Source organism: Haloparvum sedimenti (genome assembly GCF_001462205.1).
Classification (GTDB): domain Archaea; phylum Halobacteriota; class Halobacteria; order Halobacteriales; family Haloferacaceae; genus Haloparvum; species Haloparvum sedimenti.
The window spans coordinates 138,568-157,404 of the sequence record NZ_LKIR01000127.1 but is presented as its reverse complement, the minus strand read 5'-3'; the positions used below and the strand labels follow the sequence as shown (position 1 = coordinate 157,404).

The 18,837-nt window shown below is 69.6% G+C and carries 23 protein-coding genes; 10 read left to right on the top strand and 13 right to left on the bottom strand.

What is annotated here, in order from left to right:
- Window position 1: 1 nt before the first annotated feature.
- The gene (locus AN233_RS10885) at window positions 2-685 is read right to left on the bottom strand and encodes a DUF2110 family protein (protein WP_058366802.1); all 684 of its coding nucleotides are present in this window, start codon (window positions 683-685) and stop codon (window positions 2-4) included.
- Entirely contained in the window at window positions 685-1,209 is a 525-nt protein-coding gene (locus AN233_RS10880; protein WP_058366801.1) for a transcription factor, read from the bottom strand. Before AN233_RS10880 ends, AN233_RS10885 begins: the two co-directional genes overlap by 1 nt.
- Window positions 1,210-1,336: 127 nt before the next feature.
- Here AN233_RS10880 and AN233_RS10875 point away from each other — a divergent pair, with 127 nt between their 5' ends.
- Entirely contained in the window at window positions 1,337-2,260 is a 924-nt protein-coding gene (locus AN233_RS10875; RefSeq protein WP_058366800.1) for a hypothetical protein, read from the top strand.
- Window positions 2,261-2,316: 56 nt separating this feature from the next.
- Here the strand turns inward: AN233_RS10875 and surE are convergent, their stop codons facing one another.
- On the bottom strand, window positions 2,317-3,147 hold the full coding sequence (surE, locus tag AN233_RS10870) for a 5'/3'-nucleotidase SurE (protein WP_058366799.1): 831 nt from the start codon (window positions 3,145-3,147) through the stop codon (window positions 2,317-2,319).
- A gap of 145 nt (window positions 3,148-3,292) precedes the next feature.
- Between surE and AN233_RS10865 the strand changes: the two genes are divergently transcribed.
- The 4 genes from AN233_RS10865 to AN233_RS18250 all read left to right on the top strand — a co-directional run bounded on the left by AN233_RS10865 (window position 3,293) and on the right by AN233_RS18250 (window position 5,466).
- Window positions 3,293-3,643, top strand: coding sequence for a DUF5798 family protein (locus AN233_RS10865; RefSeq protein ID WP_058366860.1), 351 nt, complete (start codon window positions 3,293-3,295; stop codon window positions 3,641-3,643).
- 37 nt (window positions 3,644-3,680) lie between these two features.
- On the top strand, window positions 3,681-4,718 hold the full coding sequence (locus tag AN233_RS10860; RefSeq protein ID WP_058366798.1) for a sensor histidine kinase: 1,038 nt from the start codon (window positions 3,681-3,683) through the stop codon (window positions 4,716-4,718).
- A 119-nt stretch (window positions 4,719-4,837) separates the two neighbouring features.
- Entirely contained in the window at window positions 4,838-5,308 is a 471-nt protein-coding gene (locus tag AN233_RS10855; RefSeq protein WP_058366797.1) for a hypothetical protein, read from the top strand.
- 23 nt (window positions 5,309-5,331) lie between these two features.
- On the top strand, window positions 5,332-5,466 hold the full coding sequence (locus AN233_RS18250; RefSeq protein WP_281176556.1) for a hypothetical protein: 135 nt from the start codon (window positions 5,332-5,334) through the stop codon (window positions 5,464-5,466).
- 18 nt (window positions 5,467-5,484) lie between these two features.
- Here AN233_RS18250 and AN233_RS10850 read toward each other — a convergent pair whose 3' ends face one another.
- Complete coding sequence (locus AN233_RS10850) at window positions 5,485-6,057, bottom strand: DoxX family protein (protein ID WP_058366796.1); 573 nt, start codon at window positions 6,055-6,057, stop codon at window positions 5,485-5,487.
- Between the two features lie 198 nt (window positions 6,058-6,255).
- Between AN233_RS10850 and AN233_RS10845 the strand changes: the two genes are divergently transcribed.
- From AN233_RS10845 to AN233_RS10835, 3 genes are all read left to right on the top strand, one after another.
- Window positions 6,256-6,630 (top strand): winged helix-turn-helix domain-containing protein, encoded by a 375-nt coding sequence (locus AN233_RS10845; protein ID WP_058366795.1) that lies wholly within the window; start codon window positions 6,256-6,258, stop codon window positions 6,628-6,630.
- Window positions 6,631-6,635: 5 nt separating this feature from the next.
- On the top strand, window positions 6,636-6,953 hold the full coding sequence (locus tag AN233_RS10840) for a DUF7521 family protein (protein ID WP_058366859.1): 318 nt from the start codon (window positions 6,636-6,638) through the stop codon (window positions 6,951-6,953).
- Window positions 6,954-7,048: 95 nt separating this feature from the next.
- The gene (locus AN233_RS10835; protein ID WP_058366794.1) at window positions 7,049-8,029 is read left to right on the top strand and encodes a PLP-dependent cysteine synthase family protein; all 981 of its coding nucleotides are present in this window, start codon (window positions 7,049-7,051) and stop codon (window positions 8,027-8,029) included.
- A gap of 32 nt (window positions 8,030-8,061) precedes the next feature.
- Here AN233_RS10835 and AN233_RS10830 read toward each other — a convergent pair whose 3' ends face one another.
- From AN233_RS10830 to AN233_RS10805, 6 genes are all read right to left on the bottom strand, one after another.
- On the bottom strand, window positions 8,062-8,853 hold the full coding sequence (locus tag AN233_RS10830) for an ABC transporter ATP-binding protein (RefSeq protein WP_058366793.1): 792 nt from the start codon (window positions 8,851-8,853) through the stop codon (window positions 8,062-8,064).
- The gene (locus tag AN233_RS10825) at window positions 8,837-9,631 is read right to left on the bottom strand and encodes an ABC transporter permease (RefSeq protein ID WP_058366792.1); all 795 of its coding nucleotides are present in this window, start codon (window positions 9,629-9,631) and stop codon (window positions 8,837-8,839) included. Before AN233_RS10825 ends, AN233_RS10830 begins: the two co-directional genes overlap by 17 nt.
- The gene (locus tag AN233_RS10820; RefSeq protein ID WP_058366791.1) at window positions 9,631-10,617 is read right to left on the bottom strand and encodes an aliphatic sulfonate ABC transporter substrate-binding protein; all 987 of its coding nucleotides are present in this window, start codon (window positions 10,615-10,617) and stop codon (window positions 9,631-9,633) included. The genes AN233_RS10825 and AN233_RS10820 overlap by 1 nt, the downstream gene beginning before the upstream one ends.
- Before the next feature lie 249 nt (window positions 10,618-10,866).
- Entirely contained in the window at window positions 10,867-12,054 is a 1,188-nt protein-coding gene (locus AN233_RS10815; protein ID WP_058366790.1) for a redox-regulated ATPase YchF, read from the bottom strand.
- 87 nt (window positions 12,055-12,141) lie between these two features.
- Window positions 12,142-12,339 carry a DUF5800 family protein gene (locus AN233_RS10810; RefSeq protein ID WP_058366789.1) on the bottom strand — a complete coding sequence of 66 codons (198 nt, stop codon included), beginning with the start codon at window positions 12,337-12,339 and terminating at the stop codon, window positions 12,142-12,144.
- A 90-nt stretch (window positions 12,340-12,429) separates the two neighbouring features.
- On the bottom strand, window positions 12,430-13,692 hold the full coding sequence (locus AN233_RS10805; RefSeq protein WP_245626056.1) for a lycopene cyclase: 1,263 nt from the start codon (window positions 13,690-13,692) through the stop codon (window positions 12,430-12,432).
- Between the two features lie 138 nt (window positions 13,693-13,830).
- Between AN233_RS10805 and AN233_RS10800 the strand changes: the two genes are divergently transcribed.
- Entirely contained in the window at window positions 13,831-15,246 is a 1,416-nt protein-coding gene (locus AN233_RS10800; RefSeq protein WP_080508436.1) for a polymer-forming cytoskeletal protein, read from the top strand.
- 60 nt (window positions 15,247-15,306) lie between these two features.
- Here the strand turns inward: AN233_RS10800 and AN233_RS10795 are convergent, their stop codons facing one another.
- The gene (locus AN233_RS10795) at window positions 15,307-16,068 is read right to left on the bottom strand and encodes a ribonuclease H-like domain-containing protein (RefSeq protein WP_058366788.1); all 762 of its coding nucleotides are present in this window, start codon (window positions 16,066-16,068) and stop codon (window positions 15,307-15,309) included.
- Window positions 16,069-16,157: 89 nt separating this feature from the next.
- Here AN233_RS10795 and AN233_RS10790 point away from each other — a divergent pair, with 89 nt between their 5' ends.
- A complete protein-coding gene (locus AN233_RS10790; protein WP_058366787.1) occupies window positions 16,158-16,856 on the top strand; it encodes an SOS response-associated peptidase in 699 nt (232 codons plus the stop codon).
- 55 nt (window positions 16,857-16,911) lie between these two features.
- Here the strand turns inward: AN233_RS10790 and AN233_RS10785 are convergent, their stop codons facing one another.
- On the bottom strand, window positions 16,912-17,835 hold the full coding sequence (locus AN233_RS10785; RefSeq protein ID WP_058366786.1) for a cation diffusion facilitator family transporter: 924 nt from the start codon (window positions 17,833-17,835) through the stop codon (window positions 16,912-16,914).
- A gap of 278 nt (window positions 17,836-18,113) precedes the next feature.
- Window positions 18,114-18,837: tyrosine-type recombinase/integrase (locus tag AN233_RS10780; protein WP_058366785.1), on the bottom strand; the 724-nt coding region annotated here is incomplete at its 5' end.

Below are 18,837 nucleotides of genomic sequence, written 5' to 3'. Positions count from 1 at the left end.
CTCAGGCCGGGAGGACACACCGCATCTCCGCCGGCAGGTAGGAGCCGATGGAGGCTAACAGCCCCGGCGGGTCCGTCCCCTCGCCGACGACGACGCTCTGTTCGAGCAGGCCGAGCCGCTCGACGGTGACGATGTCGCGGGCGTGACCGGCGCGGTTGACGGTCGCGCGGACCTCGCCGCGGGTCGCGGAGTTGACGTTGACGCGGCCGTCCCCGCGACGCCAGTCGTAGAGGCGGTCGCGCTCGGCGTCCGCGAGCCGGTGAGCGCCGTCCTCGCCGCCCTGATAGACGAACGTCAGGGGGGTGTGCTGAACGAGGCCGAAGCGCTCGACGATCTGCTCGGGCGAGCCGGCACCGAGGCCGAGCTCGCTCGCGGGGACGTAGATATCCACGCCGGCGTCGAGGACGAAGCCGTCCTCGTCCCAGCGCTCCAGCGTCCCGACGAACGTCTCGTCGGGCTCGTGAGCGTCGGGGTCGATCTCGCCCCACTCCTCGGCGAGGACGTTCGCGGCCACGGTGGCGTCATCGCCCGAGAGCGCGACCTCGACGAAGTCGTCCTCGCGGACGGAGACATCCCACTCGACGTGGAGGTCCCCCACGTCGTTGCCGACCAGCGACTGCATGCCGTCGAGCGCGCGGTCGCGGGCGTCGCCCGCCACGTAGCACTTGGTTGCGAGGACGACCATCAGCCCGTCACGTCCACGTTGAGTTCGTCACGGAGCTCGTCGGCTCGTCGCTCCATCGCGTCGATGAGGCGGTCGTTCTCCATCGCGTCGAGCGGGGAGCCGCACTCCGGACACTCGAAGCCGAAGTCCATCGCCTCGCCGAACTCGAACCGGATCGAGCAGACCTCACAGAGGTAGAACTCGTGGGTGCGCTCGTACTCCTCGCGGTCCTCGATGGCCGTGAGCAGGCGGTACATCTCCTCTTCCAGGTTCTCGGGGATGTTCTCGTAGTGGAACGTCCAGAGGTAGGTGAGCCATCCGGAGTCCTCGTCGCGCACGCGGCGGTACTCCGCGAGGTCGTTCTCGTAGAGGATGAACAGCGCCCGGCGGACGTCGTTCAGCTCCAGCCCCAGCTCCTCGGCGAGCTCCTCGTCGGTGACCTCGCCGTCCGGGGGTGCCGCCGCCACCGGCATGCCCGTCGGTCCGACCAGCTCGTGTAGGTACTTCTGGATGACGGGGTCGTTCAACAGATCCTCAAAAGCCATTGCGGGAAAGTCGGCCCGGAAATCGTTTAAAAGCTCCGGAAGGCGGTGTGCACCCGCGGTCCCCATTCTCACTCGGCCGCTACCGACGGTCGGCAGACATTTGTGTGCCTCCGTGCAGGGACGGGACATGAACGCCGTCACACGACCGGGCGCGGGCGAGGCGGTCGGCGCGCTGCTGCTCGCGGCCGTGCCGGCTGCGCTCGTCGCGCTCCTTGCTGCGGTCGTCGCCGCGCCGCTGTCCGTTCCCACGACCGCGGCGAGCGCGGTTGGCGCCGCGGTCGGCCTGCTCGGCGGGGTCGCGGCGGGGCCGCTTTTGATCCGGCGTACCGTTCGCGGGCTCCCCGCCGCGGAAGACGACGCGGTGACGGAGGCGGTCGACGCGGTCGCCGTCGACCTCGGGATCCCGGAGGCCGAGCGGCCCGCGGTGCGCGTCGTCGACTCCCGGGCCGCGACCCTCGCGGCCGTCGACGGCGGCCTGCTCGGAACGCCGACGCTCGTCGTGCCGACGCGGTTCCGCGAGTTCGACGACGCGGCCCGCGATGCCGCGATCGCACACGCGCTGACCCGACTCCGGAACCGGAACGCGCTGCTTGTCACCCTGACGCTCGGCGCCGCGCTGCTGGTCGAGCTGTGGACCCTGGTGGGGATCGAGCTGCTGCGTCACCGCGACGCCGACGACGAGGACGAAGGGCCCCGGATGCTGGGCGAGCGTGACCGGCGTCGAGGCATCCCTCCCGCGGCGTACACCGGCGCCGGTGTCCTGCTGTTGCTGCTGGCGGTGCCGTTCTGGATCGCGTTCGCGCTCGGCGATCGGCTGCTGGTCGGGGGCGGACGCCGGCGAGCGGACGACGCCGTCCGTGCCATGGACCGCGGTGAAGGGCTGATCGACGCGCTCGCGTTCGCCCGCGACGCCGCCGGCGACCGCGACTGGCCGCCCGCGCTCGACCGGCTCTCGGTGTCGCCGCTCTCGGATCCGGCCACGCGCCGCGCCCGCGGGACGGGTCGGAACGAGACGCGGCTACGACTGGCCCGAATTCACGCGACACGCTGAATCGGCCGGCTCTTGCGCCCGGAGCAGCCGTCAATCAACCTTCCATCAGGCGTCCATCAGTCGCCCGTGAGCACGCGTGTGCCGTCGTACGTTTGCGCCAGGCCGTCGAGCGCCTCGTGGTGGGAGACGGTGTGCGGCGCGGTCAACGGTGACACAGAAACGCGGCCCTCCACGACGGCCCGCCGGTCGGTGCCCTCCGGATCCGGGATGTCGCCGGCGCGCATGTGGTCCCAGATGCGGTCGTGGAGGACCACGTCGCCGTTCTCGCCGCGCTCGGCGTCCATCTCGTAGAGGGTGGAGGGCTCGGTCACCTCGATGGACGCGACCGCCTCCGCGGGCGCGTCGAACCCCTCGGAATCCTCGAACAGCGGCGCGTTGACGTTGAGGTAGTCCGCGTGCTCGAAGACGCCGGCGTCGACCGCGTGGTCGACGAGGTACCGCGTCGCGGCGGTGGCGTTCCGGTAGTTCGCGGGCGAGAGGTCGCGCTTCCACCAGTCGTCGCCGCCGGGGACGTACACCGAGGCGGCGAGTGCGGGTACGTCGAAGAAGGTCGCCTCGACCGCGGCCGAGACGGTGCCCGAGCGCCCGAGGACGTACGCGCCCAGGTTCGCGCCCTTGTTGCACCCGGAGACGACGACGTCGGCGTCCGCGACGAGTTCGCCGAGACCGGCGACCACGCAGTCGGCGGGCGTTCCCTCGACCGCGAACCCCAGCTCGTGGTCGTGGACGGTCACGTCGCCGGAGAGCGACCGGCCGACGGAGCTCTGGTCCTCCGCGGGCGCGACCGCGACCACGTCGTAGGCGTCCGCGAGCGCGTCGTACAGCGCGCGGAATCCGACCGTGTCGATGCCGTCGTCGTTCGTCAGCAGGACCCGGTCGACGCTCATGACCGTGTGTGGGGCGGCGGCGCGCAAAAGCACACCGGCACCGGCGGTCGAGCGGTCCGCGCAGGAATTCGGCCGTGAGACGATGGCGCCGACCGCGCGTGGCCGGAACGGAAACGCACACAAGGTCTCGCCCGAAACGGGGGGTATGGGACTCGGCGGCACAGCCAAGAAGATCCAGACGCTCGCGGAGAAGGCCGAACAGACCTACCAGAAGATCACGGAGCTCCGTGAGGAGGTCGAGGAGACGCAGGACACGGTGAACGGCACCGCGACCCGCGTCGAACACCTCGAGAACGAGATGGCCGAGCAGCGCGCGGTGCTCGACGCCGTCGCGACCGAGGTCGGCGTCGACCTCGACGCGGTCAGCACGGAGGCGCACATCAACGAGGCCGAGGCGGGCGACGGGAACGAGGCCGAAGCGGAAGACGCGGTCGAGGACTCGAACGGCACGACCGTGGACTCGGACGAGGGTAACAGCGGGGTCGACTCCGCCTGACGCCCATTTTTAAGTAACTGACGCGTAATCCGGACTCGTGAACGACCTCGACCCCCTCGTCGCTTCCGGTCTGGACGCGCTCCCGATTCAGGCGGCGATCCTGAACGATTCGGGGGTCATTCGGTACACGAACCGCGCGTGGCAGGAGTTCGGGGCAGCCAACGACTTCACCGGTAACCCCGACACGATCGGCGTCAACTACCTCGCCGTCTGTGACGAAAGCGACGATCCCGACGCGGCGACCGCCGCGGACGGACTCCGGTGCATCCTCGACGGCGACGAGGCGACGTTCTCCTTCGAGTACCCGTGCCACTCGCCGGACGAGCAACGCTGGTTCATGATGCGCGCGGCCGCCTTCGACCACGAGGGCGAGCGGTACGTGTTCGTCTTCCACCTCAACATCACCGACCGCGTCCTGGCGGAGCACGCGGCCGATGCTCGGGCGGACCGGCTGGAGGACCTCGCCGCGCTACTGTCGCACGACCTCCGCAATCCCCTCGCGGTCGCGCTCGGCTACGCGGAGATGCTCGCCGCGGACCTCCCGGACGACGACCGGCTCGACCGCGTCCAGCGCTCGCTGGACCGGATGGAGGAGCTGATCGACGACGCCCTCGTGCTGGCGCGCCGGGAGGACGAGGTCGAGGTGGAGCCGCTGGAGCTGTCGCGGGAGGTGCGCGACGCGTGGGCGCAGGTTCCCACGAAGTCCGCGACGCTGTCGGTCGTCGACGACCTCGTCTTCGACGCGAACGCGAGCCTGACCGCGCACCTGTTCGAGAACCTCTTCCGGAACGCCGTCGAGCACGGTGGCGAGGACGTGGCCGTTCGCGTGGGTGCGACCGCGGACGGGTTCTACGTCGAGGACGACGGCCCCGGATTTGCGTCCGAGGTCCGCGCCGACGCCTTCGAGACCGGCGTCTCGACCGCTCACGAGGGGACCGGCCTCGGGCTCGCCATCGTCGCCGCGGTCGCGGAGGCCCACGGCTGGTCCGTGCGTGCGACCGAGAGCGAGGCGGGCGGCGCGCGGATCGAGGTCGGGAACGTGAGCGTGGCTGACGAGAGCGGATCACGTTCCTGACCCGATCCCGCTCCGAAACGATGCTCTCCGTCGGATCCCGGAGATAACCTCGCCTTCTGTGGATTTAATCTCTGTTTCTGAGCCGAATATTTTAGAACGAGGCCGACCCGTGTTCCGGTATGGGGAGCGACGAGTGGGAAAGTGAACGACGTGAAGTTGCTCACAGCGAAGCTCGTGCCGTCATCGAGGCACAGAACGCAACACTCGTCGACATCGATGATAAAGCGCTTCGAACCGTTCGCCTGAACACCGTTCTTGTCGGTGTCCTGATCGCCGGCGTGGAGTACGCCCCGGACGCGTTCAATAGCGTCGCGCTGTATGGAGCGTTCGGTGGACTCGTCCTGTCGACACTGACGGGTATCGCGACCTACGATGAGTCTAACCTCTATCTCGGCCCCGAGGGGGACTACATCGAGAACCTTGCGGCCGGAGAGGTCAATGAACCGTGGGGACGCGACCTCGCCACGCTCTACTCCGGGATGATATCCGAAAACTACGACGACATCAAGGAAAATGGCCGATATCTCCGGTTAGCACTTGTCTTTCTCGCCATCAGTGTGATCTCGGCGGTCGTGTCCGTACTTATTTAGGCAATCGCCGTTAACGCGTTATCATGAGCACCGAAGCCCGCGAGAAAGCGAAAGAACACGGGCAAAAGAGCGGGAAAGGGTCGCAGTTCCTGTCCCGTCTGCTGGGTCGAGTCGACGGCGACGAGTCGGACGACGAAGAAGGAGACGGAGACGAATAGGGCGCGTCTCGGCCGCGTTCAGCCGAGGACGTAGTCGAGCAGGGGGTACTTCTCGACGAGCGGTTCGCCGTCGACCTCGTACTGCTCGATGTAGGCGTCCAGCCCGAGGATGCGGCCCGCGCCGAAGGCCGCGACCGCGAGGAAGACGAGCAGGTACGCGAAGTCGCCGTTGATCAGGCCGTGGGCCACGTCCCAGTTCGCGAGGTAGAACATGCCCATCATCAGCGCGCCGAAGAACGCCGCGAGGCGGACGAACGCGCCGACGAGGAGGCCCAGCCCGATGGCTATCTGGCCGAACGGGACGGCCACGTCGACGAACGCCATGAACGCCGCGCTGTTGGCCATCCAGAGGAACGCGCCGACCGCGGGACCGCCGTTCTCGGGCACCGCGAACGCGAGGTAGCCGTAGGCGCTGAAGGGCTCGGGACCGAGCAGCTTGCTCAGGCCCGCGTTGAGGAACGCGAAGCCCATCATGAGCCGGAGCGCGAGCACGAACCACGCCGACAGCGAGTGGGCGCGGCCGCGGACGGTGAGCCCGCCGAGGGTGCTCTCGAAGGTGTTGACGCCGGTGAGGGGTGTCTTGGTTGCCATTGTGCTTCTCCGGTTGAAGGGACGCGCGACTGCAGCATATATACCGAGAGCGGTTCTCCGGGTTGGAGAACGTGCGACGCGGACCGCGTGCGCGACTCGGTTCGCGGACCGTGTACGTTCGCGGACCGTGTGCGTTCGCGGACCGTGTGCGCTGTCAACGCCGACCCTTTGATTACGATGCCGGGCGCAGCCGTTTCCATGAAGCCGCCCGCATCTCGGTCCGACGACCCGCCCTCCGAGGCGGTGTTCGCGGCGCTGGACGATCCCGCCTGCCGCGAGATCGTGGGAACGCTCGACGAGCCGATGACCGCCAGCGAGGTCGCGGACGCCGCGTCCGTCCCGCTGTCGACGACGTACAAGAAGCTCGACCGGCTGACCGAGGCCGACCTCGTCGCCGAGGAGACGGAGCTTCACCCCGGCGGCCACCACCGGTCCAGATACGTCACCGCCTTCGACCGCCTCGTGGTCGGGCTCGACGAGCGACGGGAGTTCGCGGTGAGCGTCGAGCGGGACCTCGCGGAGCCCGAACGACAGCTGCTCGGCATGTGGTCGGAGCTGCGGAGGGAGACGTGAGCGCGCTGCTCGCGGTCTCAGCGGCGGCATTCCTCCCGCTACAGGGCGCGCTCGCCCCGTCGCTCGTGGTCGCCCTGAAGACGGCGACGCTGGTGCTCGGCGGGCTGATCACCTACTTCGCGGCGAGCGCGTACCGCCGAACCGGTGCGCGACCCATCGGCGCGCTGGCCGTGGGGTTCGGGCTGGTGACGCTCGGTGCCCTGCTCGCGGGCGCGGCCCAGCAGGCGTTCGGCTTCGACACGGACGCGGTCCTGATCATCGAGTCCGCGCTCTCGATGGCCGGCTTCGGGGTGATCCTCTACTCGCTGTACGCCGAGTGGTAGCGGTCGCCCGGTTCCGTCGGCACCGTCGTCAGAGATAACCCACCCGTTGCGGGGGGATGGAAACCTACACAAGCCGGGACAACTTTTGCCACCTTATGACCACCCATCGGGAGCCGCTTCCCTCCGTGCTGGAGACGGTGGGGGAGACGCCGCTCGTCCGCGTGCAGGCCTCGCCCGACGCGGTGCCGGTGTACGCCAAGCTGGAGTCGTTCAACCCGGGCGCGAGCATCAAGGACCGCATCGGGAAGCACATGCTCGAGCGCATGCTGGAGCGGGGCGACGTGGACCCGGGCGGGACGATCATCGAGCCGACCGCGGGCAACACCGGCATCGGTATCGCGGTCGCGGCGGGGCGGCTGGACCTCGAGGCCGTCTTCGTCGTCCCGGAGCGCTTCTCGGTCGAGAAACAGCAGCTCATGCGCGCACTCGGCGCAGAGGTGATCAACACGCCCACGGAGGACGGGATGGGTTACGCCATCGAGCGGGCCCACGAACTGGCGAGCGAGCTGGACAACGCGGCGGTCCCCCAGCAGTTCTCGAACCCCCTCAACGCGGAGGCGCACTACGAGACCACAGCCCCCGAGGTCGACGAGGCGCTCGACGGCGAGGTCGGCGCGGTCGTCGCCGGCTGCGGCACCGGCGGCACGCTGATGGGGATGGCCGACTACTTCCACGAGCGCGAGCCGGGGACCTTCGTCGGTGCGGTCGAACCCGAGGGCTCCGCCTACCGCGAGTTCTTCGACGAGGACGTCGAACACGAGGAGTACAAGACCGAGGGGATCGGCACCCACGACATCTCCACCAACGTCCTCTTCGACCCCGAGAAAGTGGACGAGATCTTCTCGATCCCCGACCGCGACACCCACGAGGAGATGGGCCGCCTCGCCGCCGAGGAGGGCCACCTCGTGGCCTCATCCTCGGCCGCGAACTCCCTCGCGGCGCTGGAGGTCGCCGAGCGCGCGGCCGGCGGCGAGTTGGATCTACCGTACGACTCCGTCGTCACCGTCTTCCCGGACTCCTCCGAGCGCTACCTCTCGAAGGGCGTGTATCGGTCCTACGAGGAGTGGGAGGGGTAGGACGCACCGCGACGCTCGGCGCGGATCCCGACTCAGACCCCGAGCGCGTCGGTTATCGTCTCGCGGGCGTCCAGCAGGGCCTCGTCGGTGCGGTCGCGCGGGCGCTCCGCTCCGATGTCGACGACGCGCTCCACGGTGCCGGGCTGGCCGCCGAGGACGACCACGCGGTCCGAGAGGTAGGCGGCCTCGGCCACGTCGTGGGTGACGAGCACGACCGTCGCGTCGCGGTCGTCCCACACGTCGAGCAGGTGGTCCTGTTGCTCGCGCTTCGTCAGCGCGTCCAGCGCCGAGAAGGGCTCGTCGAGCAGCAGGACGGCCGGCTCGTAGGCGAGCCCGCGCGCGAGCGAGACGCGCTGGGCCATTCCGCCGGAGAGTTCGCCGGGGCGGGCGTCCGCGAAGTCACCGAGGTCGACCTGATCCAGCAGCCCGTCGACGCGCTCGCGCGCCCCCTCCGTGTCCGGATCGACCTCAGCCGGGAGTCCGACCGAGACGTTCTCCCGGACGGTCGCCCACGGGAGCAGCCGCGGCTCCTGAAAGACCATGCCGACGCGGTCGCTGCCCTCCTCGCGGACGTCCGCGCCCGCGACGGTCGCGCGTCCGTCGAACGTCTCCTCCAGCCCCGAGAGCACACGCAGCAGGGTGCTCTTGCCACAGCCTGAGGGGCCGACGACGGAGACGAACTCCCCGTCCGCGACCGACAGGTCCACGTCTCGGAGCGCCACCGTGTCGCCGTACGCCTTTCCGAGCCCGGAGACGCCGAGGAGGGGACTCTCCCCCCTGGTCGTTCCCTCCTCCGCCGCGCCCGCGTCACCAGTCGACGACACGGTCGTGCACCCCCTTGACGAGCAGGTCGGAGAGGTTGCCGAAGAAGGCGAAAAGCAGGATGGAGCCGACGATGATGTCCGGACGGCTCATCACGCGCCCGTCGCTCATCAGGAAGCCGAGCCCCTGACTGGCGGCGATCAGCTCCGCCGCGACGACGAACATCCACGCCAGCCCGACGCCGCCGCGGAGCCCGACCAGCAGGTTCGGCAGCACGGCCGGCAGCACCACCCGCCGCAGGGACTCGATCCGGCCGAGGTCGTACACCTCGACCACCTCCAGCAGGTCCTCGTCCACGTTCCGGATCCCCGTCGAGAGGTTGAGGTAGACCGGGAAGAACGCCCCCACGGCGATCAGCGTCACCTTCGCCACCTCGCCGATGCCGAACCACAGGAGGAACAGCGGGACCCACGCCAGCGAGGGGATGTTCTTCCCGCTCTGGAACAGGGGGTCGAGCAGGTCGCTCGCCAGCCCGGAGACGCCCGTCAGGGTCCCGAACGCGACGCCGACCGCGGCGCCGAAGAGGACGCCGAAGAAGACGCGCTGGACGGTGACGGAGACGTGCCCGGCGAGCTCGCCGGCAACCGCCATTCTGTAGAGCGTCTCGACCACGGTGAGCGGCGCCGGAAGCTGGTGGGACGCGAAGACGCCGGTCGCGACGAGGAGGTGCCAGACGACGACCAGCAGCGCGGGCACCACGAGTCCGAGCGCCCAGCGCAGGCGGTCGAGGCTCGGGAGGCGGTCGTCGCCGAACCCGCCCGCCTCGGAGACGGTCGCCATCACTCGATCACCGGCCGGGCCGTCTCGGAGTCGATCAGTTCGTCGACCGCCGCCTGGAGGTCGGCGTCCTCGCTGACCATCTCCTCCTCGTGGAGGATGGGGGCGAGGTCCGAGAGCAGCTCGCGGTGCTGATCGCCCGGGAGCGGCGTCGAGAGGTCGGTCCGCTGGGTGAAGACGCGCTCGGCGACCGGCTCGGACATCTCCGACTCGGCCGCGAGGATGCCCGCCGTCTCCTCGGGGTTGTCGAGCGCCCACTGCCGGCCGCGCTCGTACGTCTCCAGCACGCGCCGCACGTCCTCGGGGTGCTCCTCCGCGAACCCCTCCAGCACGTTGAGGAAGCCGTACGTGTTGAAGTTCGGCTCGCGGAAGAACAGGTCCACGTCGTTCTCCAGTTCCAGCTCGGCCATGTGGGGGTCGAGCCCGGCCCACGCGTCGACCTCTCCCTCGACGAGCGCGGTCTGTCCCTCCGGGTGCTGGAGGTGGACGACCTCCACGTCGGACTCGCTCAGCCCGGCCTGATCGAGCGCCTGCAACAGGAAGAAGTGCGGGTCCGTGCCGCGCGTCGCCGCGACCGACTTCCCCTCCAGGTCCGCGACCTCGGAGATGCCGGAATCGCTCGGCGCGACCAGCGCCGTCCACTCCGGCTTCGAGTAGACGTACGGCGTCCGGATCGGCACGCCGTTCGAGCGCGCCATCAGCGCCGCGATGCCCGCCGTGGACGCGAACTCCGCCTCGCCGCTCTGGGAGTACTCGTTCGCCTCGTTGCTGCCGAGGCTGAGCACCCACTCCACGTCCGTGTCCGTCTCCGCGAACGCCTCCTGCATCCAGTCGTGCTCGCGGATGACGAGGCTCACGGGGTTGTAGTAGGCCCAGTCGACCGTCACCGTCCGGGAGCCACCGGAGCCGCCGAGGTTGCCGATGCATCCCGCGCCGAGCGCCGTCGCCCCGACCGCGCCGGCCGCGCCGAGGAATCGTCGTCGTTCCATACCCGGGTCGACGCCCGGCGACTCCCTTAACGTATGCTTACGCAGAATATTCAGTCCACTCTATGATGCCCCGTAGTTATCATTTTCCCGGGGATCGGGAGTCGGAAACCGAGAACGACCGACAGAAAACCGAAGGGCGACGTTGCGCGGGCTGACACGCTGTGACACGGGAGACACGCTCCGAAATCGGCGTGTTCCGGAAAGATGATCCCTTTGCCGCTACTTCGGACCGACCTCCGGCTCGCGGGGTTACGGTCCCGCCGTAGAGACGATCTTGATCACGTCGCCCTCGCTCAACTCGTGGGACTCGCCGATCCGGCGGCTCGACTTCGCGTCGACCGCGTGGAGGTATCCCTCGCCGATGTCCGTGTGGACCGCGTACGCGAGGTCCTTCGGCGTCGCGCCCGATCGGAGCAGGAACGCGTCCGGGAGGACGTTCCCCTTCGCGTCGGTCCACTTGGCGGCGTCCTGCACGGGGTAGACGGTGATGCGGTCGAGCAGGTCGTACACCGCCTCGTTCAGCGCGGTCTGGACGCCCGTGCCGCCGACCCCGGCCATCACCTCGCGGATCGACTCCAGCCCGCTCCGCTGCGCGTCGCTCACGTCGCCGGTTATCTCGAACTCCGCGTCGCCGGGGTCGTACTCCACGACGCCCGCCTCCGCGGCGCGGCGGAGCGCGAGTTCGCCGTCCGCGGTCGCCGCCACGACCGGCTTGTCGGTCCCCTCGCGCAGGCGGTCGAGCGTCCCCTCAGGCGCCGCGTCGGCCTTGTTCGCCACGACGACGATGGGCTTGGTTCGGCGGCGGACCGCCCGCGCCAGCGACTCGCGGTGCTCGTCGGTCCACTGGATCGGGTCCTCGGGGTACTCCAGTTCCCGAAGGACGCGCGTCACGTCGTGCTCGGTCGCACCGAAGCCCGTCAGCAGGTCCGTCAGCGCCTCGTCGACGTCGAAGTCGGGCGACCGGGACTTGCGCTCGACCCCCTCCCAGTTGCGGTCGACGATGCCCGCGAGCCACAGGTCCATCTCCTCCTCGATGAAGTCCACGTCGTCGAGGGGGTCGTGGCTCCCGGGCTCGACCGGTTCGCCCTCCGCGTTCGTCGCGCCCGAGGCGTCGACGACGTTGAGGATCACGTCGGCGTTCGTCAGCTCGTCGAGGAACTGGTTGCCGAGGCCCTTCCCCTCGTGGGCGCCCGGCACCAGCCCCGCCACGTCGAGCAGTTCGATCGGGACGTAGCGCTTGCCGTCGTGACAGTTCTCGTTGCCGCAGCGCTCCTCGCGGTCGAGGCAGGGGCACTCGGTGCGGACGTGGGTCACTCCCCGGTTCGCGTCGATGGTGGTGAACGGGTAGTTCGCCACGTCGACGTCCGCCATCGTCGCGGCGGTGTAGAACGTCGACTTGCCCGCGTTCGGCTTGCCCGCGAGCGCGACCGTGATCATACCCGACGCTCGCCCGCCCGGAAAAAGCGCCTTTCGGTCGGTCGCGGCCGCCTCGCGCCCCCGCGTGCGGCGGTCGGCCCCGGCCGCTTAGAGGACGTCGCCGACGCGCCGCGGCTCGCCCGACAGGTCGGGGTCCTCCGCGACGATCTGGAGGATCTCGTGGTCGGTCACGTCCTGATAGTTCTTCCCGGTCGCCTCCTCGATCAGGTCGACCTCCAGCTCGAACTCCGTCCCCTCGTACACCACGTCGACGCCGTCCTCGCGGATGGACAGTACCGTGCTCATGCCGCGTCGTACGCCGGTCTCATTTATAAGGCCACGGTGACGCCGCCGCGACCCGACGGACGCCGGCGCGCTCGGACCGATGGCCGTCCGTCAGTCGTCCACGTCGGCGACGGCGTCGGACGCGTCCGGACCGTCCGCATCGCGATCGGCAGGGTGCGCGGTCGTGGTTCCCGCCTCCGCGTCGACCGCGGTCGGCCCCTCGACGCCCCGAAGCGTCTCGTGGAACCCGATCACCAGCGCGGGGACGACGACCATGAACAGGTGCTCCTCGACCGGGATGCCGAACAGGTCGTAGCCCGTGCGCGCGACGATGGCGAAGACGCCGACCTCCAGCGTGTACCAGTCCCAGACGTACGCGACGGGGTACAGCGCCAGCACCGTCCGCGCGGCACTCCACAGCGCCTCCGCGCGGTACAGCAGGACGAACGCGAGCGCGCCGAAGACGACTTCCGTCGCGAGGTAGGTGTACGGGCCGAGGACCGTGATGTCGGGGAGACCGACACCCGAGAGCGGCCGGAACCACACCGCCACGAGCAGGGCGGCCAGGAACAGGTAGGTCCCGCGCACCAACAGCTTGGTGGCCAAGTCGGAGGGGGCGCGGTAGGCGACCGCGGCGACCGCGAGCAGGGCGACCGCGGCCGCGGGCGCGGCGGGCGGGAACAGCCCCGCGACGGTGAACCACAGCACCGCGATACAGCCGAAAAGCAGGAGCGCGTACGCGAGGCGCCGCGCGCGGACGCGACCGAGCACGACCGCGACCGTCCGTTTGTCGATGGAGCGGTCGTACGCGTGATCCGCCTCGTCGTCGACGACTTTCACGCCGGTGAGGACGATCAGAAACACCGCCGCGAACGCCAGCGTCGCGGGTGCGGCGCTCCCGGCCTGCACCACAGCGCCGCCGGCCATCGCGACCGCGATGCCCGCCGGGTAGCCCATCGTCGCGCCGAGGGTGTGCATGTCGAGTTGCGGCGCGTGGAGGTAGCCGATCAGCCACATCGGGGCGGTCACCGCTGCCGCGACGGGGCCGGCCGCGAGCCACAGCGTGGTCAGGCAGACCAGGAAGCCGACCGACGCGCCCGCGAGCGCGAGCCGACAGCCCCGCGCCGTCAGGGGGTGGTCGTCGTCCTCGCCGCGGACGTGGAAGTCGACGTAGCCGTCCTTCACGTGCGCGGTGTAGACGGCGAAGAAGGCGGCCAGCGCGTGGACAGCGCCCAACCCGACCGAGAACTCGCCGGCGACGGCCGCGCCGAACCACGAGGCGGCCAGCGGCGGGAGCATGAACACCGGGTGCACCTGCGAGGCGAGCGCGCGACCGGCGGCGCCGACGCCCGCACCGTGCCGGGAAACGTTCATCGTACCTGATAATTCGCCCGCTCCCGCTTCAGTGTTGTGTGGTGTGTGGGCATTCAACAGTACAGGTTCGGGAGCGGCGTCCGCCGCGCGTCCGACGCCCCCCGACCGTTTATGCCCGTCGGGCGTCTGCGACCGTGTGTGTCACTCAGGGGGGACCCGATCGCCGAACTGTCGGTGCCGTCGGGGACGACCGTCGAGGAGCACGACCTCGTCACCGACGGGGACGTGCTGGTCGGCGGCCAGTCGACGGTGGAGTTCGGGGTCCGCGGGCGGAACGTCGCGGCCGGCGAGCGCGTCTCCTTCGGCAACGACATCGAGGCCGAGGGGGACTGCCGACTGGACATGCTGTGTGACGTGGACGGGAACGTCCTCGTCGGCGACGACGCCTACCTCGGCGAGCGGGTCCACATCACCGGCCGGCTGATGGTCTCCGGCGACCTCGACATCGGCGACGACGTGGACATCGAGGAGGGGTTCGAGGCCAACGGCTGGATCGTGATCCGCAACCCGGTGCCGACGCTCGTCTTCTACTTCATCGTCCTCTCGCAGCTGCTCCGGCTGGGCGAGACGGACGCCGCGGACGACCTCGCGGAGGCGTTGTCGGGCGAGGAGGACCCGCGCGATCCCCTCGTGATCCCCCGCGGCGCGGAGGTCTCCGACGACGCGTGGCGCGTCTCCACGCCGGCGACGATCGGCGACGACTGCCGGCTCCACGGCAACGTCCGCGCCGAGGAGATCGCGGTCGGCCGCGACAACAACGTGTTCGGCTCGCTGCGCGCTCGCGGCGACATAACCGTCGGCGAGGGAACGCTCGTCCACGGCGACGTGACGACCCGGAGCGGGACGGTCACGGTCGAACCGGGCGCACAGATCCGCGGCGACGTGGTCGCGGGCGACCTGATCGTCCACGAGGGTGCCGAGATCGAGGGGACGCTGCGCGCCCGCGGCGAGATGAAACTCGTGCGACCGAAGGACGACGCGTCCGATGAGGCAGACGACGCGTCCGATGAGGCAGACGACGCGTCCGATGAGGCAGACGACGCGTCCGATGAGGCAGACACCGCGACCGAGGTCGACGAGGCAACGACTCCCGAGGATGGTTCCGAGGATGTAGACGATGGGGGTGCGGACGGTGAGGGATCTGAGGTGGACGATGAGCCCGGGGACGACAAGGAGCCCGAAGACGACGATGCGGTCGACAACGTTGGCGAGACCGACCGGGATGGCGAGGTCGACCAGGATGTCGAGGTCGACCAGGATGTCGAGGTCGACCACGACGACGAAGCCGAGAGTGTCGACGTGTCAGAAGACGGCGACGCGGCCGAAGACAGCGACGAGCCCGCGGATCACGAGGCCGAGACCGGCGCAGGGGAGGGCGGAGAGCCGACCGAAGGCGTGGAGGGACCAAGCGACGATGCGGACGGAATGACCGCAGCCATCCTCGACGACGAGTTGGACCCGGATGCGGTTCGCGGGACGACCGGGAACGCGACCGGCGACGCTGACGCCTCCGGCGAGTCCGACGACGATCCGGCGGAGAACTCCGCGAGCTAGCGTCACCGAGCGCGTCCGCCGGTGTGGGACGGTTCGCGATCGGCTCGACCGCGGGTTTTGCTACGGTTCGACGACCGGCGAGAAGACGTTCTCGTGAAGCGTTTCACAGACCGTGTCGGCGAGTGCGCGGAGGTTGACCGTGTCCTCGCGGTTGTAGGAGACGAGCGTCTCCAGCGACGACTCGTCGCCGCGCTCGTACTCGCGCCAGAGCCGCACCGCGTCGCGCCCGGAGATGTCCGGCCGGTCGCGGTCGATGCCGAGCTCTTTCTCGATGGGCTTGAGCCCCCCCGAGAGCCCGATCCGCTTGCAGGGGTACATCAGGTCGAGGTGCGGCGTCTCCACGTCGATGCCGAGGCTCGTCTCCAGGAACGGCACGTCGAAGCGGGCGCCGTTGAACGTCGCCAGCAGCTCAGCCTCGCGAAACTGCTCGCGCACGCGCTCGGCCGTGAGGTCCTCCCCCTGCACCAGCGTCGTCGTCTCGCCGTCGCGGTGGAAGCTGACCGTCGTCACCTCGTCGCGGCGCTCGTCCAGTCCGGTGGTCTCGATGTCGAAGAAGCAGGTCTCCGCGCGGAAGTTCTCGTAGAGCCGCCAGCGCTCGCCCGAAGGGAAGGCACCGTCGAAGAACGCGGCGTTCCCGTCGTCGAGGTGCGTCCACGCCTCCGCGATGAACGACTCGATGCGGTCGGCGGTCGTCGGACCCACCCCGGACACGTCCGCGGTCGAGTCGAACGCGTCCCAGTCGGTCATCCCGCGCTCCCAGAGCCGGCGCTCGGTCGCCTCGCCGACCCCCCGAACGGGGATGAAGCTGTTCTCGATGCGCATACCGGACCCCCGCGCTCGCGGGCCTTCAACCTCGCGCTCCGGCGACCGCGTCCCGCCGGCTTATGACCGCGGCGCGCCAATCACCGCTCATGTGCGGCCGCTACAGCCTGACCGCCTCCCGCGACGCCCTCGAAGCCCGGTTCGGCGCCGCCTTCCCCGAACACGAGCCACGCTACAACTGTGCGCCCGGCCAGCGACTGCCCTTCATCGCGGCAGCGGACCCGGACGAGGCGACCCGCGGCGAGTGGGGGTTCACGCCGTCGTGGGCCGACGACGCGTTCGGCCAGATCAACGCTCGCGCCGAGACCGTCCGCGAGAAGCCGGCGTTCCGCGACGCCTTCGAGGCGCGGCGCTGCGTCGTCCCTGCAGACGGCTTCTACGAGTGGCCCGAGACGGACGGACGAACGCGGCCCCACCGCGTCGCGTTCGCGGACGACCGACCGTTCCTGATGGCGGGGATCCACGCGCGCTGGGAGGACCCCGCCGCCGCGGCACAGACCGGCCTCGACGCCTTCGGCGGCGGTGCGGCGGCGGACGGTTCCGAGGCGGGCCCGACGGAGACGTTCGCGGTCATCACGACGGAGCCGAACGACCTCGTGGCCGACCTCCACCACCGAATGGCGGTGATTCTCGACCCCGAGGACGCCGAGACCTACCTCCACGGGACGCCCGCGGAGGCAGCCGCGAAGCTACGGACGTATCCCGCCGGCGAACTGCGGAGCTACCCCGTCTCGACGCGCGTCAACGACCCGGCGAACGACGACCCGAGCCTCGTCGAACCGGCTTGACGCCGTCCGCTTCGGCGATCACTCCGGCGATCGCTCCCGACGATCACTCCGACGATCACTCGCCTCCGTCGCCGGACTCCGGTGCGTCCTTCCACTCGCCGAGCCCCGACGGGTCGAGATGCACGTGGACGTCGCCGACGCCCTCCATCCCGCGGAGGCGGCTCACGACTTCCGTTTCCACGTCGTGGGCTTCGCGGAACGGCAAGCTCCCGTCGACCTCGACGTGGACCTCGACTTCCAGGTCGGTCCCGTCGTAGAAGACGCGCAGGTCGTGGATCCCCTCGACCTCGGCGTGTTCGCGTATCGCCGCCACGATCCGCCGTCGTTCCCCCTCCGGCGGCGCCGCACCCACGAGGTAATCGACGTTTTCTCGAGCGATCTCGACTCCCTGATAGACGACGAGAACGCTGACGAGCGCGCCCGCGAGCGGGTCCAGGATCGGGTATCCGACGTACACGCCGAGGATCCCCACCATCGCGGCCACCGTCGTGTAGATGTCGTTCAGGCAGTCGGCCACCAGCGCGCTCAATGCGGCCGATCCGAGGTCCGCGTTCACCCACGCGGTGTATCGGTAGACGACGTACATATCGAGCATCGCAAAGCCGAGCGCCGCGACCAGTACCGGACTGAACGTCACGCCGGCCCCCTCCAGGAGGCCGAGGGCGGACTCCCGGAGCAGGTTCAGCCCCAGGACGACGATCACCGCGCCGACGAACAGCGCCGTGAGCGGTTCGATCCGCTGGTGGCCGTGCGGGTGATCCTCGTCGGCGGTCTCGTACCGGCTGCCGCCCCACAGGAACACGACCACGCTGGCGACGAGGTCCGCGACTGAGTGGGCCGCGTCCGCGACCAGTGCCACGCTGCCGAACGCGACGCCCGCGGCCCCCTCGACGGCGATCTTCACCGCGTTTCCGAGGACGTTGACCAGCGCCGCCCGTCCGAACCGGCGGCGGTCGTCCGTCGAGGTCCCCTCCGACATGGACGCACCTCGTCGCCCCCCGGTCTTAAGCCATGTGTCAGCCGACCCCGCGGCCGCCGCGGGCACGGAGTCGGTTCGCGATCCGGAGTCTGGGTTCCACCGCCTCTCTGCCCGACCCACCGATCGGTCCCGGATTTCCCGCCTCGATTGGAGTAGCTACCGCCCGGAACTCTATATCGCGCTATGAAATTTATGAGTTCGTTCTCGATCAGACTTTCGACGGTTCCACGACAACGCAATTGCTGCGGCGTCTCCCAAAAAATCGCCCTGGAGGGTTCTCAGACGCCGAGACTGAACACGTTCGCCTCGTAGGTCTCCCGGACCTGTCCACCCCAGTTGTGGGTGTAGGTGTCGATGATGTCGTCGGCCACGTCCCCGCGGAGGTACTTCACGACGCCGCGGTCCCCGGTTCTGTCCCGGAGGTGGGTGGTGAAGAAGTGGCGGAAGTAGTGGGGCGTGACGTTCTCGGCTGCCCCGCCGCCGGTGCGGTACCAGCCCCGGTCGCGGGCGTGTTGCTCGACGATGTGGCGGACGGTCTCGGGGTCGACGCGCTCGCCCCACCCGTCCGCGGTCCCGACGAACAGGGGATCAGCTTCGGAGACGGCGTCGGGACGCACCGCGAGCCACCGCTTGAGCGTCCGTGCGAGCTCGTCGTCGATCGGTATCACGGTATCTCGTTTGCGCTTGTTCGCGGCCGTCCGCACCTCGCCGTTGAGGGACTCGCCGACCGCGGCGTCGGCGGTGACGAACACCGAGTCCGGGCGCGAATCGAGCGCCGGTCGCGTCCCCAACTCGAAGCCCTCCTGCAGTTCCGTGTCGGTCAGCGACACGTCCCGGAGGTCGAGGTTGCACAGTTCCCCGACGCGCATGCCGGTCTTCAGGAGCGTCACCACGAGCGCGCGGTGGAGTGGGTGCCGGATCGACTGCACGAACGACCGCATCGTGGGTACGTCGATCTCCCGGCGGGCGGGGTCCTTATCGACCGATTCGTCCATCTCCTCC